Consider the following 14,502-nt stretch of genomic DNA (forward strand, 5'->3'; position numbering starts at 1 on the left):
CCTTCCTGCGACTCAAATTATTTAGGGGAAGTTGTAATACCGCTTAAATAAGCGGTATTTTTTTGTCTGCTATTTCTGCCTGCCGCCTTTCTTCTCATTCTTATTTCAGAAAAATTTGCTGTTGCTCGCACTTCATTGCCTTTCACTTTGCCAAATGTAAATACATAGTTAAAACTGAGTTATCAGGTCTGACCTCTTAGGACCCTATTTTTCTCAGGAGCTCGTATGAATAACGTTATTCCACTGGTGACGCGTGAGGGTGATCGCATTGCGATTGTCGACGGCTTGCGCACGCCGTTTGCCAAACAGGCCACCGCTTATCACGGCATTCCTGCTGTCGATCTCGGCAAAATTGTGGTCAGTGAGCTGCTGGCAAAAAGTGGGATAGACCCGAAGCACATCGACCAGCTGGTTTTCGGCCAGGTAGTCCAGATGCCGGAAGCGCCGAATATCGCCCGCGAAATTGTGCTCGGCACCGGCATGAATGTGTCGACCGATGCGTACAGCGTTTCACGTGCCTGCGCCACCAGTTTTCAGGCGGTCGCCAACGTGGCCGAAAGCATTATGAGCGGCATGGTGCAGGTCGGGATCGCAGGCGGAGCGGATTCTTCTTCAGTACTGCCGATTGGCGTCAGCAAACGTCTCGCCCGCGCCCTGGTGGATGTTAATAAAGCGCGCACTCTGTCGCAGCGCCTTTCCATTTTCAGCAAACTGAAACTGCGTGATTTATTGCCGGTGCCGCCGGCAGTAGCCGAATATTCTACCGGTCTGCGCATGGGGGATACCGCTGAGCAGATGGCGAAAAGCCACAATATCAGCCGTGCGCAGCAGGATGAGCTGGCGCACCGTTCCCATACGCTGGCTGCACAGGCGTGGGAGCAGGGTTATTTAAGCTCGCAGGTGATGGCAGCGCAGATTCCGCCTTACCGCGAAGTGCTGCAAAAAGACAACAACATCCGCCTGAATTCTGAAATCAGCCAGTACGCCAAATTACGTCCGGCGTTTGACCGCAAACACGGCACTGTTACCGCTGCCACCAGCACGCCGCTGACTGACGGTGCGGCGGCGGTATTAATGATGAGCGAATCCCGTGCGCGTGAACTGGGCCTTGAACCTCTCGGCTACCTGAAAAGTTTCGCATTTGCTGCCATCGACGTCTGGGAAGATATGCTTCTCGGGCCTGCTTATGCCACGCCGCTGGCGCTGGACCGCGCAGGGCTGACGCTGGGTGATTTGGATCTTATCGATATGCACGAAGCGTTTGCCGCGCAGACGCTGGCGAATATCAAAATGTTAGCCAGTGATGAATTCGCCCGCGAAAAACTCGGGCGCAGTCAGGCAGTTGGCGAAATAGACTGGGATAAATTCAATGTTCTGGGCGGTTCACTGGCCTACGGACATCCTTTTGCGGCCACCGGCGCACGCATGATTACGCAAACGCTGCACGAATTACGCCGTCGGGGAGGCCGTTACGGGCTGACGACGGCTTGCGCAGCGGGCGGCCTGGGTGCGGCAATGATTCTGGAGGCCGCGCAATGAGAGATAATATGGAAAATCTGAATCCGGCAGATACGGAAGCTGCCGAACCGGCTTCTGCTTTTTCGCTGATGTTTACTGCTGAACACGTGGGGATTATCACCATCGATGTTCCCGGTGAAAAAGTGAATACCTTAAGGGCTGAATTTGCTCAGCAAATCTGTGCCATTTTGCAAAAAGCGCAGCAGTATCCCAATCTGAAAGGTCTGGTGCTGATTTCCGGCAAACCGGACTCGTTCATTGCCGGTGCGGATATCACGATGATTTCCGGTTGCCGGACCGCTGCCGAAGCCAGTGAACTGGCGCAAAAGGGCCAGACGGTGATGTCGCAGATTGCGTCCTTTTCCGTGCCGGTGGTGGCGGCCATTCATGGTAGCTGTCTCGGAGGTGGTCTGGAACTGGCGCTGGCGTGCCATGCCCGCGTGTGTTCGCTGGATGAAAAAACGCAACTCGGCCTGCCGGAAGTACAACTGGGTTTACTGCCGGGTTCCGGGGGTACGCAGCGGCTTCCGCGGCTTATCGGCGCGCCTAAAGCGCTGGAGTTGATGTTAACCGGTCGCAGTGTTCGCGCGAAGCAGGCGCTGAGAATGGGGCTGGTGGATGACGCAGTACCGTATTCTATTTTGCTGCAAACGGCGCTGGAACGTGTGGCAAAAGGACGTAAATCACGTCCGCCATTGCCGTGGCAGGCGCGTCTGGCCGGTGGCCCGTTGGGCAAAAGTTTGCTGTTCCATTTTGTGCGCAAACAGACGCGGGCAAAAACGCACGGCAATTATCCTGCCACCGAAAAAATCATAAATGTGGTGAAAACCGGGCTGGATCAGGGCAGTGGTAGCGGCTATCAGGCGGAAGCTAAAGCTTTTGGCGAGCTGGTGATGACCCCGGAATCTGCGGCATTGCGCGGCCTGTTTTTCGCCTCCACCGCGCTGAAAAAAGAAAAGGGCGGCGATGCCGAACCCTTGCCGGTTCGCCGTGCAGGTATTCTCGGTGGTGGCCTGATGGGCGGCGGTATCGCGAATGTGACTGCCACCAAAGCCGGTCTGCCGGTGCGTATTAAAGACATTAATCACGAAGGCATCCGTCATGCCCTGAAATACAGCTGGGATTTGCTGGAGAAAAAGGTGCGAGGCCGCAGGTTGACCCGCAACGAACAGCAACGGCAGATGATGCTGATTTCCGGCACCACGGATTACAGCGGTTTTGCGCAGATTGATATCGTGGTGGAAGCGGTGTTTGAGGATTTATTGCTCAAGCAAGCCATGGTGGCAGAAATCGAGCAAAATGCTGCCCCCCATACGATTTTTGCCTCAAACACCTCTTCTCTGCCCATTCATAAGATTGCAGAGCAGGCTGACAGGCCGGAACAGGTGATCGGACTGCACTATTTCAGCCCGGTGGATAAAATGCCGCTGGTGGAAGTGATCCCGCATGCGGGCACCAGTGCGCAGACGATTTCGACAACGGTCTCGCTGGCCAGGAAACAGGGGAAAACGGCGATTGTGGTGGGCGACAGTGCCGGATTCTACGTAAACCGCATTCTTGCGCCTTACATCAATGAAGCGGCGCGTTGCTTACTGGCTGGTGAACCGGTCGATCACATCGACAAAGCGCTGGTGAATTTTGGTTTCCCGGTCGGGCCCATCCAGTTGCTGGATGAAGTGGGCATTGATGTCGGCACAAAAATTGGTCCGATTCTGGTGGATGCTTTTGGTGAGCGTTTTGCCGCACCCTCCGGTTTTGATGCAGTGCTGAAAGACGACCGAAAAGGGCGTAAGAACGGTAAAGGTTTCTACCTTTACGGGCAGAAAGGGCGGGCGGTGAAGAAGAAACAGGTCGATCCGGCGATTTACCGTCTGCTGAATGTTACGCCAAAAGTGCAGCAATCAGAAGATGAGATCGCCCACCGTTGTGTGATGCTGATGCTCAACGAAGCCGTACGTTGTCTGGATGAAAACGTGATCCGCAGTGCGCGGGATGGCGATCTTGGTGCCGTGTTCGGAATTGGCTTCCCGCCATTCCTTGGGGGACCGTTCCGTTACATGGACCAGTTGGGCATCGCCAGTGTGGTGAAGACACTGGAGCGACTGGCGCATCAGTATGGTGAGCGCTTCACCCCATGCGAAGGGCTATTACGTCGGGCGCATCAGGGAGAACGGTTCTGTTCAGATAGCGGGACAGGCGATAAGGTCAGTAAAGTGTGATTGTGGTCACTGCTTATTGCTGAGTTTCGCGAGAATCTGGAACGGATCATGCTTCATGCTTGCAGTCAGACAAATGCCCGCGGGATCTTTTTTATGGTGGGAATGACTTTGTACAGAAACAATCCCAAGCGATTGATCTACAACCTGAGTGGTTAAAAAATCGCCTGAATAGTTTACAAGCGGTAAGGGTTGGTGTAAAAAACAGCGTTTTCTTTACGTGAAGTTTCAGGCAAAATGCCCGACCGCTGATGCTTACCATGCAAAGCATGTGGGCACAGCGCGTTAAGTGGATGTACTGCCTGACAGCTATCTTGTAATGAGAGACATCAATCAGACAGTGATTGAAATGCTGGGCAATGGGTAATACAGCACGCAAGGCGTTTCTGTATGGCGCTATTTTTGTTAACAAAAGCGGTGCAATATGCAAGTTGTAATCATGCGTCACGGTGATGCAGTTCTCGAAGCTGCAAGCGATTCAGTTCGCCCCTTAAGCGAATGCGGATGTGACGAATCAGTACATATGGCTGCCTGGCTGAATGGCCGTGGCGTCAAAATTGACCGCGTTCTGGTCAGTCCGTACCTGCGTGCGCAGCAGACGCTTGAAAAAGTGCGCCAGTGTCTGGCGCTGCCTGAAAACGTTGAGATTGATATTCTGAAAGAACTGACACCGGGCGGAGATCCTGCTGTGGTCGCCAGTGAACTGCAGCATCTGGCGCTGACCGGCGTCAGCGCGGTACTGGTGGTATCTCACCTGCCGCTGGTCGGTTATCTGGTGGCAGAGCTGTGTCCGGGTGTTTGCCCCCCGATGTTCGCCACTTCCGCGATGGCAAGTGTTGAACTGAACGGTGAAACCGGGCAGGGGACTTTCGACTGGCAGTTCAGCCCATGCCAGGTGATGGCTAAGGTTTAGTTTTCCGGGACGGAAAACTAAACAAAGAAAGGCACAGCTTCTGCTGTGCCTTTCTCGTTTCTGGATATCGGTGTTGAGTTCGCGGTTAGCTGATTTTGTCGTCCAGCTCCACCAGCACCAGCAAAGCAGCGTTGCCGCCGAACTCTTTTGGGGCCTGATGGAAGGCTTCGACATCAGGATGCTGTGCCAGCCACAGCGGAGTTTGCTGCTTGAGAATATGTTTGCCGTGACCGTGCATTACGCAGGCGCAATGCACATGCTCGCGGCGGCAGGCGGCGATCAGCGCGCCCAGTTCCTGCTTAGCTTCTTTCTGTGTTAAACCATGTAAATCCAGAAACAGTTCGGGCGAATAATCCCCGCGGCGCAATTTTTTCAATTCGAAATGACTGACGTCAGGCCTGATATGGCGAACCGGACCTTCTTCCTGCAACATCGGCTGGAATTCATCGGAAAAATAATAACTCGCGTCCACCTGTTCATGAATCAGCTTTTTAGGCGACAGTTCTGATACCTTTTTCCGTAGCGGGCGGTGAGTAATCGTATCGTTTTTCAGGCGCTTGATGCCCGGAACAGCCTCGCGGAATAACGCCGCTTCCTCGGGGCTGAGCAGGTGTTTTTTCTTCATTTTTTTATCGTCATTTTCGTTCAATACAGACAGTGTACCTTCCGTCCCCCTGCGGTTTAAAGAAAACTCAGGGTTAAATTCTTCGAGACATCGCGCAAGTGCGTTGACTAGCTGCTGATTTGTGGCAGGCTTCGTGGCAAACTATGCGGCAAATAATGGGTTAAACGTCTGTTAAAAACCCGTGCACTGCCTGGAGAATAAAATTGGACAAAATTTTCGTCGACGAAGCTGTCAGTGAACTGCATACCATTCAGGATATGCTGCGCTGGACCGTCAGCCGCCTGAACGCGGCCAATGTCTATTACGGTCACGGCACCGATAATCCGTGGGACGAAGCAGTGCAACTGGTCTTGCCAAGCGTGTTTTTGCCGCTGGATATTCCTGAAGATATGCACACCGCGCGCCTGACATCCAGTGAGCGCCACCGCATTGTTGAACGAGTCATCCGCCGCGTTAATGAGCGTGTTCCGGTTGCCTATCTGACTAACAAAGCCTGGTTCTGTGACATGGAATTCTATGTCGATGAACGCGTACTGGTACCCCGTTCGCCAATTGGTGAGCTGATCAGCAACCGGTTTTCCGGCATTCTGAGCGAACAGCCTCAACACATTCTGGATATGTGTACCGGCAGCGGCTGCATTGCCATTGCCTGCGCTTACGCGTTCCCTGAAACCGAAGTCGATGCCGTCGACATTTCTGCCGACGCGCTGGCCGTGGCGGAGCGCAATATCGACACGCACGGTATCGAGAACTGGGTCACGCCAATCCGCTCTGACCTGTTCCGCGAATTGCCGCCGCTGCAATACGACCTGATTGTCACCAATCCGCCGTATGTGGACGAAGAAGACATGTCAGATTTGCCGCAGGAATACCGCCACGAGCCGGTTCTGGGTCTGGCTTCCGGCAGCGACGGTCTGAAACTGACCCGCCGCATTCTGGCCTGCGCGCCGGATTACCTGACCGATAACGGCGTACTGATTTGCGAAGTGGGTAACAGCATGGTGCATCTGATGGAACAGTATCCTCAGATCCCGTTCACCTGGCTGGAATTTGAAAACGGCGGCGACGGTGTCTTTATGCTGACTAAACAGCAGCTCGTCGATTGTGCCGAAGAGTTCCGCGCATACCGCGACTGATATACCCGTCATCGATGACAATCATGACCGGTGTTGTGCCGGTCATTCAGAAAACAATCAACATAATGGTTAAGGAGCCGTGATGGCAGGGAACAGTATTGGGCAGTTTTTCCGCGTCACTACTTTTGGCGAATCCCACGGTGTGGCACTGGGCTGTATTATTGACGGCGTGCCGCCGGGCATTTCGCTGACCGAAGCAGACCTGCAACACGATCTCGACCGTCGTCGTCCGGGCACCTCGCGTTACACCACGCAGCGCCGCGAAGCCGACGAAGTGAAAATTCTTTCTGGCGTGTTTGAAGGCGTGACCACCGGCACCAGCATCGGTCTGATTATCCAGAATACCGATCAGCGTTCGCAGGATTACAGCGCGATCAAAGACGTGTTCCGTCCGGGACATGCCGATTACACCTACGAGCAAAAATACGGCGTGCGCGATTACCGTGGCGGCGGTCGTTCGTCTGCCCGTGAAACCGCGATGCGCGTGGCCGCAGGTGCGGTTGCCAAGAAATATCTGCTGGAAAAATTCGGTGTTAAAGTGCGCGGATATATGTCGCAAATGGGCGATATCACCTGCGAACTGAAAGACTGGGATCTGGTGGAAACCAACCCGTTCTTCTGCCCGGATGAAAGCAAGCTGGAAGCGCTGGATGAACTGATGCGCGCGCTGAAAAAAGAAGGCGATTCGATTGGTGCCAAAATCACCGTCGTGGCGGATCACGTGCCGGTCGGTCTTGGTGAACCGGTGTTTGACCGTCTGGATGCCGATCTGGCGCACGCGCTGATGAGCATTAATGCGGTGAAAGGCGTTGAAATTGGTGACGGTTTTGCGGTTGTCGCAAAACGCGGCAGCGAAAATCGTGACGAAATCACACCGAAGGGTTTCGAAAGCAACCACGCTGGCGGCATTCTTGGCGGGATCAGCAGCGGCCAGCCGGTCGTAGCGCATCTGGCGCTGAAACCGACTTCCAGCATTACCGTTCCCGGCCGTACGATTAACCGCGAAGGCGAGCAGGTCGAGATGATTACCAAAGGTCGCCATGACCCGTGTGTCGGTATCCGCGCTGTGCCGATTGCCGAAGCAATGATGGCGATTGTGCTGATGGATCATTTACTGCGTCAGCGTGCTCAGAACGGCGACGTCCACTCCACCGTGCCACGCTGGTAATTTATCTGATGAATCCTTTACGCACGCTACCTGCGTTTCGTGCTGTTTGCGTCAGTTTTCTGGCGCTTGCACTTTGCGCACCTGCCATAGCCGTAACGCCCTGGCAGAAAATCACCCAGCCCATTTCCGGCACGCCGCAAGCGATTGGCAGTTATGCCAATGGTTGTCAGGTTGGCGCACAGCCGCTGCCGCTGAACTCTCCGGCCTATCAGGTAATGCGTACCGATCAGCGTCGCTATTTCGGCCAGCCGGATTTACTGGCGTTCATCACCCGTCTGGGCACACAGGCTCAGCAAAAAGGGCTGGGCACCATGCTGGTCGGGGATATGGCGATGCCGGCTGGCGGGCGCTTTAGCAGTGGTCACGCCAGTCATCAGTCCGGGCTGGATGTGGACATCTGGCTGCAACTGCCGCGTCAGCGCTGGAGCGAACAGATGTTGCTCAAGCCGCAGCCTATCGATCTGGTCAGCGCCAACGGTAAATCCATTGTGCCAGCTCAGTGGCAGCCACGGATCGAAACGCTGATAAAAATGGCAGCGCAAGATAAAGACGTGGTACGGATCTTCGTCAATCCGGCCATCAAACAACAGCTTTGTCTGGATGCCGGAACGGATCGTGAATGGCTGCATAAGGTGCGTCCGTGGTTTGGTCATCGCGCGCACATGCACGTTCGTCTGCGTTGTCCGGTCGGTAACCTCGAATGTGAAAATCAGGCACCGCCGCCTCCGGGTGATGGCTGTGGCGCTGAGCTGCAAAGCTGGTTCCTGCCACCCAAGCCGGGCAGCGGAATCCCTGTGAAAAAAGAGCCGCCTCCGTTGCCGCCTTCGTGTCAGGCGCTGCTGGATAAACACGTTCTTTAATACGTTTTACTCACCCTTCGCCACGCATAGCGAGCTGACAGAAAAATGGACTGGTTGATTGTTGCCCCGTGGGTTTTGGTTGTTTTATTTTTCGTTGCACTGTTTGCCGGTTTCATTGATTCCATTGCAGGTGGCGGCGGGCTGATCAGCCTGCCAGCGCTGCTGGCGGCAGGTGTGTCACCGGCGCAGGCCATTGCCACCAATAAGCTGTCATCGATCGGCGGATCTTTCTCTGCCAGTCTTTACTTTGTGCGGCGTGGCGTGGTGGATCTCAACGATCAGAAGCTGAACATTGCCTGTACCTTTACCGGTTCGGTGATCGGCGCGATCCTTATCCAGCATCTGCGCGCCGACATATTGCGTCAGGTTTTACCGCTGCTGATCATCTGCATCGGTTTGTATTTTTTACTGACGCCACGGCTGGGTGAAAGTGACCGGGCAAGGCGCTTAAATGCTCTGCCGTATGCACTGGTAGGCGGCGGTTGCGTGGGTTTCTACGACGGCTTTTTCGGCCCCGGCGCAGGGTCTTTCTACGCACTGGCTTTTGTGACGTTATGCGGGTTTAATCTGGCAAAAGCCACGGCACATGCAAAAGTCCTGAATTTCACCTCAAACCTGGGCGGGCTGATCTTCTTTATACTGGGCGGCAAAGTGATCTGGGTGCTGGGATTTGTCATGGCCGCCGGACAGTTTATCGGCGCACGACTGGGCGCACGTATGGTGCTCAGTAAGGGGCAGAAGATGATCCGCCCGATGGTGGTTATCGTTTCCGTGGTGATGAGCTGCAAGCTGATTTACGACAATCATGGTGCCGAAATTCATCAGTGGTTAAGCCTGCATTTATAATGTCCGGAGCAGCAGAATGCTTGCCTGAAGTCATGAAAACACGGGTTTAAACAGGGGTATATTGTCGCCCCTGATCTTACTTTAACGAGTTTCACTGCAATTATGTCTGATTCGACTGCAACACATAACTATCATCAACTGATCGACATTTTTGATTCCTGCTTTTTTGAGGAATTCAACGTTCGCTTAGTGAAAGGCGACGACGAACCGATCTATCTGCCTGCTGATGAACAAGAACCGTTTAACCGTATTGTGTTCGCACACGGTTATTACGCCAGCGGCATGCATGAAATTTCCCACTGGTGCGTGGCCGGTGCTGAGCGCCGTAAACGGGTTGATTTCGGCTACTGGTATTGCCCGGATGGCCGCGATGCGCAAACACAAAGTGAATTCGAGAAAGTGGAAGTCAAACCACAATCTTACGAATGGTTGTTCTGTGCGGCGGCAGGTTTTCGTTTCAACGTTAGCTGTGACAATCTCAGCGGCGATTGCGAGCCGGACCGCGTGGGTTTCCAGAACAAAGTACGCGAAGAAGTGCTGCGTATGCTGGAGCAGGGTATCCCTGAAAGACCGGCGCGCTTTATTAAAGCGTTACAATCGTTTTACAATACGGCCCCGTTGACGCCTGCAGATTTCCCTGCATTGCAGCCGATCGAATAAGAACTGAACACGAGAGGAAGAGTAATGATCGCAGAATTTGAAACGCGAATTTTAACGCTAATCGACGATATGGTCGAAAGCGCCAGCGACGATGAGTTATTTGCCAGTGGCTATCTGCGAGGCCACCTGACCGTCGCGGTGGCGGAAGCGGAAGAGAACGGTGAACACACCGCCGAAGCGTTGAAACTCCGTGTTCAGGACGGTCTGGACAAGGCCATCAAAGCCGGTGAACTGTCGCCGCGCGATCAGCTTCTGGTGCAGGGGATGTGGGAAAATCTGTATCAGGCATCTCTCCCTCAGTAATCTCTTTTCAGTAAAAAAAAGCGCAGCGACGGATTAACCGGCTGCGCTTTTTTATTGCCTGAGAAGGGGCTGGTTAATGCGATTCGACCGGGCGGCCTTTCAGCAGTTTTCTGACCCACATCCGGTTCGGGTTCAGTGCTGCCAGCGTGTCACTGTCGAGCGGCAGCGGTTCACCGGCAATCTGCGCCGCCAGAATTTCCGCACCCAGCGGCGCGGAACTCAGACCGCGTGAGCCGAGCGCGCCAAACAGAAACAGATTTTCATACACCGGCGCTTCTGCAACCGGGCGATGACGCTGAATATCCAGATCCAGTTTTTTATAGCTTTCCAGCAATGCGTCGTAATCTGACACCGAGCCGATCATCGGCAGATGATCCCGTGTCGCGCAACGCACGCCGTTTCGCGCTTCGCCTTCACTCACATCCACGTCATGCGGCCATTGCTGATCCGGCAAACAGCTGAGTAAACGCTGGCGGTTTTCCTGCTGATCGTCTTCACGGTAATCCGTGCATTTGTCGGCGCGGTGATAGCTTGCGCCAATACAATGATGCTGATTCTGCGGGCTGACCGGCGTCATATAGCCGTCGTAACACAGCACCTGTTTAAGCTTGCTCAGCGCCGGTGTGGTCGGAATATGCGAAACCTGACCGCTGACCGCGTAAACCGGCAGTTTTTCGGTCTGGCTGAAATCTGTAATGTCCGCACCGTTCGCCAGGACTACCGCCTGATGACGGGCAACATGGCCATCGGCAAAGGTCAGCGCCCACTGCGAATCTGCGTCAAAATTTAATGCGGTCGCGCGCTGGCGATAATGCACCGTTAAGCCCTGCGTTTCGGCCAGCGCAATCAGCGAAGCCGTCAGTTCTGCCGGACACAGCCACGCGCCGAGCGGATACGTCACGCCGCCGCTGCCGCATGGCAATCCGCACAACGCTTCCACATCTTCTTCACTCAGCCCTTTCGCCAGTGCTTCCGGCCAGCCGCCTGTGAGAATGCCGTCAATTTTGCCCTGACTTTTTTCGTCATAACCCAGTTGCGTGACGCCACTCCAGCCGTGATCGAAAGGCACATCCCGCTTTTCAAGCTGCGCATACTGGCGGCGGGCGAAGGTGAAGGCATGCGCAAAGAAGTTTTCCAGTGTGTCGCCGCGGCCATTGAGCAACGGATAAACCGCGCCCTGGCGGTTACCTGAAGCGCCGAGCGCCGGTTTTTCATCGGCGCAATACAGCGTGACCGCAAAGCCACGGCGAAGTAACGCCAGCGACAATACGGCGCTGGCGACGCCGCCGCCGAGAAGGGCGAATTCAGTGGCATTTTTCGCCGCCGGGCGCACATACCACGGTGCGGGATGAGGTACATCAATTTTTGCCGGCAGCACACCGGCTAACATATGCCGCTTTTCGCCGAATCCCGGCACCTTGCTGATGTCAAAACCTGCGTCCTGCAATCCGCGGCGGACAAAACCGGCCACGGTGAAAGTGGCGAATGTACCCTGCGGGCGGGTCATTTTCGCCATAGAACGGAATAACGCCTCCGTCCACATGTCCGGGTTTTTGGAAGGTGCAAATCCGTCGAGAAACCAGGCGTCGACCTGCTGATTCATACTGGTGTCACATGCCGGAAGCAGGGTAGTCACATCGCCGAACCACAGATCAAGCGTGATGCGCCCGTCCGCCAGCAGCAGCCGGTGACAGCCGGAAAAGGGCATCGGCCATTGTTCGCAAAGCTGCGCGGAATACGCGGCGAGTTCGGGCCATTGTGTGTGCGCTGTCGCCAGATCATGGGCAGACAGCGGGAATTTCTCGTAGCTGATGAAATGCAGGCGTTGCAGCACAGCGTCGGCGTGCGCCTCGCGGAACGCATCGAAGGCTTGCCACAGCGACAGAAAGTTCAGTCCGGTGCCAAAACCGGTCTCGGCGATGATGCACAACTGGCGGGGGTGAGCGGCAAAACGCGCCGGAAAATGATTGCCATTGAGAAAAACATGACGCGTTTCCAGCAGGCCGTTCTGATTGGAAAAATAGACGTCATCAAAATGTCGGGAAACAGGTGTACCCTGTTCGTTCCAGCTTAATTCAGCGGGCGTGATCGGGTTATGGCTCACGTGAAACTCTCTCAGTTCAAGGCGATGCCGGAGTTTAACGCTGCGTTTGCACCCGCGCAAATTTACCACGATTTACACAAGGAATTGCTGATCGGACTTGTTCGGCGTACAACTGTACGCTAGAGTGCGTGACGAAATCCCAAATGGTGAATAGTACAAGAGGTATTAAATGAAACGTGCAGTGATTACTGGCCTGGGTATCATCTCGAGCATCGGTAACAACAAGCAGGAAGTTCTTGCATCTCTGCAGGAAGGTCGCTCTGGGATCACCTTCTCGCAAGAGCTGAAAGATGCCGGGATGCGTAGTCACGTCTGGGGTGATGTCAAATTAGACACCGCAGGCCTCATCGATCGTAAGATTGTGCGTTTCATGAGTGATGCCTCGATCTACGCTTACCTTTCCATGCAACAGGCGATTGAAGACTCCGGTCTGACCCCTGAAATGGTTTCCAACGAACGTACCGGCCTGATTGCAGGTTCCGGCGGCGGTTCTCCGCGCAATCAGGTTGCGGGCTCCGACGGTATGCGTGCCAAAGGCCTGCGCGGCGTTGGCCCTTACATGGTGACCAAAGCGATGGCTTCCGGCGTGTCAGCCTGCCTTGCGACCCCATTCAAAATTCGTGGTGTTAACTATTCCATCAGTTCTGCCTGTGCCACCTCTGCACACTGCATCGGTAACGCGGTAGAAATGATTCAGCTGGGCAAACAGGACGTGGTGTTTGCCGGTGGCGGTGAAGAGCTGTGCTGGGAAATGGCGTGCGAATTCGACGCGATGGGCGCACTGTCCACCAGCTACAACGAAACACCAGACAAAGCTTCCCGTACCTACGACAAAGCGCGTGACGGTTTCGTTATCGCAGGCGGCGGCGGTATGGTTGTTGTCGAAGAGCTGGAACACGCTCTGGCACGTGGCGCACACATTTACGCAGAAATCGTTGGCTACGGCGCAACGTCTGACGGCGCAGACATGGTGGCTCCATCTGGTGAAGGCGCAGTGCGTTGCATGAAAATGGCAATGAACGGCGTGGATACCCCAATCGACTACGTGAACGTGCACGGGACTTCTACCCCGGTCGGCGACGTGAAAGAACTGGGCGCTATCCGTGAAGTGTTCGGCGATAAAACCCCGGCACTGTCTTCTACCAAAGCCATGACCGGTCACTCGCTGGGTGCCGCAGGCGTTCAGGAAGCGATCTATACCTTGCTGATGGCTGAATACGGCTTCATCGCGCCAAGCATCAACATCGAGAACCTCGATGAGCAGGCAGAAGGCATGGACATCATCACTAAACCCACTCAGCGCGAGCTGACGACTGTGATGTCCAACAGCTTCGGCTTCGGTGGCACCAATGCCACGCTGGTCATGCGTAAGCTGAAAAACGACAAATAATCTGTCGCTAAGTCAGTCAATAAAAGCCTGCTTCCGAGCGGGCTTTTTTACATCCATCATCCTTCGGGCCGCCTCTGCGTTGGCTTCGTTCATTCACCTCAGTCACTTACTTTTGTAAGCTCCTGAGGATTCATTCTCTCGCCGCCTTGATGCAACTCGAATGATTTTGGATATGTTTATCAACAATTCAGGTACAATTTCGCCGCTTCTTATTTTCACCTTGTTGACATAATGCTCTCACTCAGACACATCCATCATCGACATCTGCATGTTCCGGCCTGGCTCGGGATAGTGGCGATCCTGATGTTGTTTATTGCGCCGGTGATTTCTAAATCGCTGGTGGCTGAGGGTGCGCAGCATATGATGATGTCCGGCATGGTGATGTCCGATATGGACATGGATATGCCGGATGCAGATATGGCTGACATGAATATGTCAGGCCATCACGCCTCATCGATGGAACATTGTCAGAAGCAAGCCTGTAAATCAGCGCCGCAGGATGCGGTGAAAGCGATGCTTTCCGGTGAAATGAGCGATGCTGCCTGCGGTTATTGCGTGCTGCTGGTGCATTTACCGATGCTCGATTTACAGGCCATGCCGATGCTGTGGTCGCTGGATTTTTCCAGCCGTGCCCCTCCGCGCGCTGTTATACAACGTCTTATCCCTTCTCTGTTTTTCACGGATTCCCAACCCCGCGCACCGCCTGTTTTTCTGTAACTGCCTCTGAATCAATTTTTTCAAGTTAACTGCGATTGTTATCGCT

13 protein-coding genes are annotated in these 14,502 nt (G+C 54.4%); 11 read left to right on the forward strand and 2 right to left on the reverse strand.

Translation table 11 applies throughout. The features are described from left to right. Nucleotides 1-225: 225 nt before the first annotated feature. The 3 genes from fadI to sixA all read left to right on the forward strand — a co-directional run bounded on the left by fadI (nucleotide 226) and on the right by sixA (nucleotide 4,647). The gene (gene fadI, locus HGO41_RS01555; protein ID WP_013574534.1) at nucleotides 226-1,539 is read left to right on the forward strand and encodes an acetyl-CoA C-acyltransferase FadI; all 1,314 of its coding nucleotides are present in this window, start codon (nucleotides 226-228) and stop codon (nucleotides 1,537-1,539) included. After that, the gene (gene fadJ / locus HGO41_RS01560; protein ID WP_250980705.1) at nucleotides 1,536-3,737 is read left to right on the forward strand and encodes a fatty acid oxidation complex subunit alpha FadJ; all 2,202 of its coding nucleotides are present in this window, start codon (nucleotides 1,536-1,538) and stop codon (nucleotides 3,735-3,737) included. Before fadI ends, fadJ begins: the two co-directional genes overlap by 4 nt. A gap of 421 nt (nucleotides 3,738-4,158) precedes the next feature. After that, complete coding sequence (gene sixA, locus HGO41_RS01565; RefSeq protein WP_013574536.1) at nucleotides 4,159-4,647, forward strand: phosphohistidine phosphatase SixA; 489 nt, start codon at nucleotides 4,159-4,161, stop codon at nucleotides 4,645-4,647. An 85-nt stretch (nucleotides 4,648-4,732) separates the two neighbouring features. Here sixA and smrB read toward each other — a convergent pair whose 3' ends face one another. Continuing rightward, nucleotides 4,733-5,272, reverse strand: a complete 540-nt coding sequence (gene smrB / locus HGO41_RS01570; protein ID WP_250980706.1) for an endonuclease SmrB — start codon at nucleotides 5,270-5,272, stop codon at nucleotides 4,733-4,735. A 203-nt stretch (nucleotides 5,273-5,475) separates the two neighbouring features. Here smrB and prmB point away from each other — a divergent pair, with 203 nt between their 5' ends. The 6 genes from prmB (at nucleotide 5,476) to HGO41_RS01600 (ending at nucleotide 10,245) form a co-directional block, all read left to right on the forward strand. Beyond that, nucleotides 5,476-6,408: a 50S ribosomal protein L3 N(5)-glutamine methyltransferase gene (prmB, locus tag HGO41_RS01575; protein ID WP_013574538.1), complete on the forward strand. Its 933-nt coding sequence runs from the start codon at nucleotides 5,476-5,478 to the stop codon at nucleotides 6,406-6,408. Nucleotides 6,409-6,490: 82 nt separating this feature from the next. Next, on the forward strand, nucleotides 6,491-7,576 hold the full coding sequence (aroC, locus tag HGO41_RS01580; protein ID WP_013574539.1) for a chorismate synthase: 1,086 nt from the start codon (nucleotides 6,491-6,493) through the stop codon (nucleotides 7,574-7,576). 8 nt (nucleotides 7,577-7,584) lie between these two features. Continuing rightward, nucleotides 7,585-8,436, forward strand: coding sequence for a penicillin-insensitive murein endopeptidase (mepA, locus tag HGO41_RS01585; protein WP_013574540.1), 852 nt, complete (start codon nucleotides 7,585-7,587; stop codon nucleotides 8,434-8,436). Nucleotides 8,437-8,481: 45 nt separating this feature from the next. Further along, a complete protein-coding gene (locus tag HGO41_RS01590) occupies nucleotides 8,482-9,282 on the forward strand; it encodes a sulfite exporter TauE/SafE family protein (protein WP_013574541.1) in 801 nt (266 codons plus the stop codon). A gap of 102 nt (nucleotides 9,283-9,384) precedes the next feature. Further along, the gene (locus tag HGO41_RS01595) at nucleotides 9,385-9,942 is read left to right on the forward strand and encodes an elongation factor P hydroxylase (RefSeq protein WP_013574542.1); all 558 of its coding nucleotides are present in this window, start codon (nucleotides 9,385-9,387) and stop codon (nucleotides 9,940-9,942) included. Nucleotides 9,943-9,966: 24 nt separating this feature from the next. Next, nucleotides 9,967-10,245 (forward strand): YfcL family protein, encoded by a 279-nt coding sequence (locus HGO41_RS01600; protein ID WP_013574543.1) that lies wholly within the window; start codon nucleotides 9,967-9,969, stop codon nucleotides 10,243-10,245. Between the two features lie 73 nt (nucleotides 10,246-10,318). Here the strand turns inward: HGO41_RS01600 and mnmC are convergent, their stop codons facing one another. Next, a complete protein-coding gene (gene mnmC, locus HGO41_RS01605; protein WP_166859994.1) occupies nucleotides 10,319-12,349 on the reverse strand; it encodes a bifunctional tRNA (5-methylaminomethyl-2-thiouridine)(34)-methyltransferase MnmC2/FAD-dependent 5-carboxymethylaminomethyl-2-thiouridine(34) oxidoreductase MnmC1 in 2,031 nt (676 codons plus the stop codon). Between the two features lie 169 nt (nucleotides 12,350-12,518). Here mnmC and fabB point away from each other — a divergent pair, with 169 nt between their 5' ends. Continuing rightward, nucleotides 12,519-13,739 carry a beta-ketoacyl-ACP synthase I gene (gene fabB, locus HGO41_RS01610; RefSeq protein ID WP_013574545.1) on the forward strand — a complete coding sequence of 407 codons (1,221 nt, stop codon included), beginning with the start codon at nucleotides 12,519-12,521 and terminating at the stop codon, nucleotides 13,737-13,739. A 231-nt stretch (nucleotides 13,740-13,970) separates the two neighbouring features. Next, entirely contained in the window at nucleotides 13,971-14,456 is a 486-nt protein-coding gene (locus tag HGO41_RS01615) for a DUF2946 domain-containing protein (protein ID WP_112151220.1), read from the forward strand. Nucleotides 14,457-14,502: the final 46 nt, after the last annotated feature.

The organism is Rahnella sp. CG8, assembly GCF_023701875.1.
GTDB lineage: Bacteria > Pseudomonadota > Gammaproteobacteria > Enterobacterales > Enterobacteriaceae > Rahnella > Rahnella aceris.

Bases quoted from the DNA above. Each gene is read 5' to 3' on its own strand.
- smrB (WP_250980706.1), bottom strand. From the start codon at position 5,272: ATGAAGAAAAAACACCTGCTCAGCCCCGAGGAAGCGGCGTTATTCCGC.
- HGO41_RS01615 (WP_112151220.1), top strand. From the start codon at position 13,971: ATGCTCTCACTCAGACACATCCATCATCGACATCTGCATGTTCCGGCC.
- fabB (WP_013574545.1), top strand. From the start codon at position 12,519: ATGAAACGTGCAGTGATTACTGGCCTGGGTATCATCTCGAGCATCGGT.
- mepA (WP_013574540.1), top strand. From the start codon at position 7,585: ATGAATCCTTTACGCACGCTACCTGCGTTTCGTGCTGTTTGCGTCAGT.
- fadJ (WP_250980705.1), top strand. From the start codon at position 1,536: ATGAGAGATAATATGGAAAATCTGAATCCGGCAGATACGGAAGCTGCC.
- HGO41_RS01600 (WP_013574543.1), top strand. From the start codon at position 9,967: ATGATCGCAGAATTTGAAACGCGAATTTTAACGCTAATCGACGATATG.
- HGO41_RS01595 (WP_013574542.1), top strand. From the start codon at position 9,385: ATGTCTGATTCGACTGCAACACATAACTATCATCAACTGATCGACATT.
- fadI (WP_013574534.1), top strand. From the start codon at position 226: ATGAATAACGTTATTCCACTGGTGACGCGTGAGGGTGATCGCATTGCG.
- sixA (WP_013574536.1), top strand. From the start codon at position 4,159: ATGCAAGTTGTAATCATGCGTCACGGTGATGCAGTTCTCGAAGCTGCA.
- HGO41_RS01590 (WP_013574541.1), top strand. From the start codon at position 8,482: ATGGACTGGTTGATTGTTGCCCCGTGGGTTTTGGTTGTTTTATTTTTC.
- aroC (WP_013574539.1), top strand. From the start codon at position 6,491: ATGGCAGGGAACAGTATTGGGCAGTTTTTCCGCGTCACTACTTTTGGC.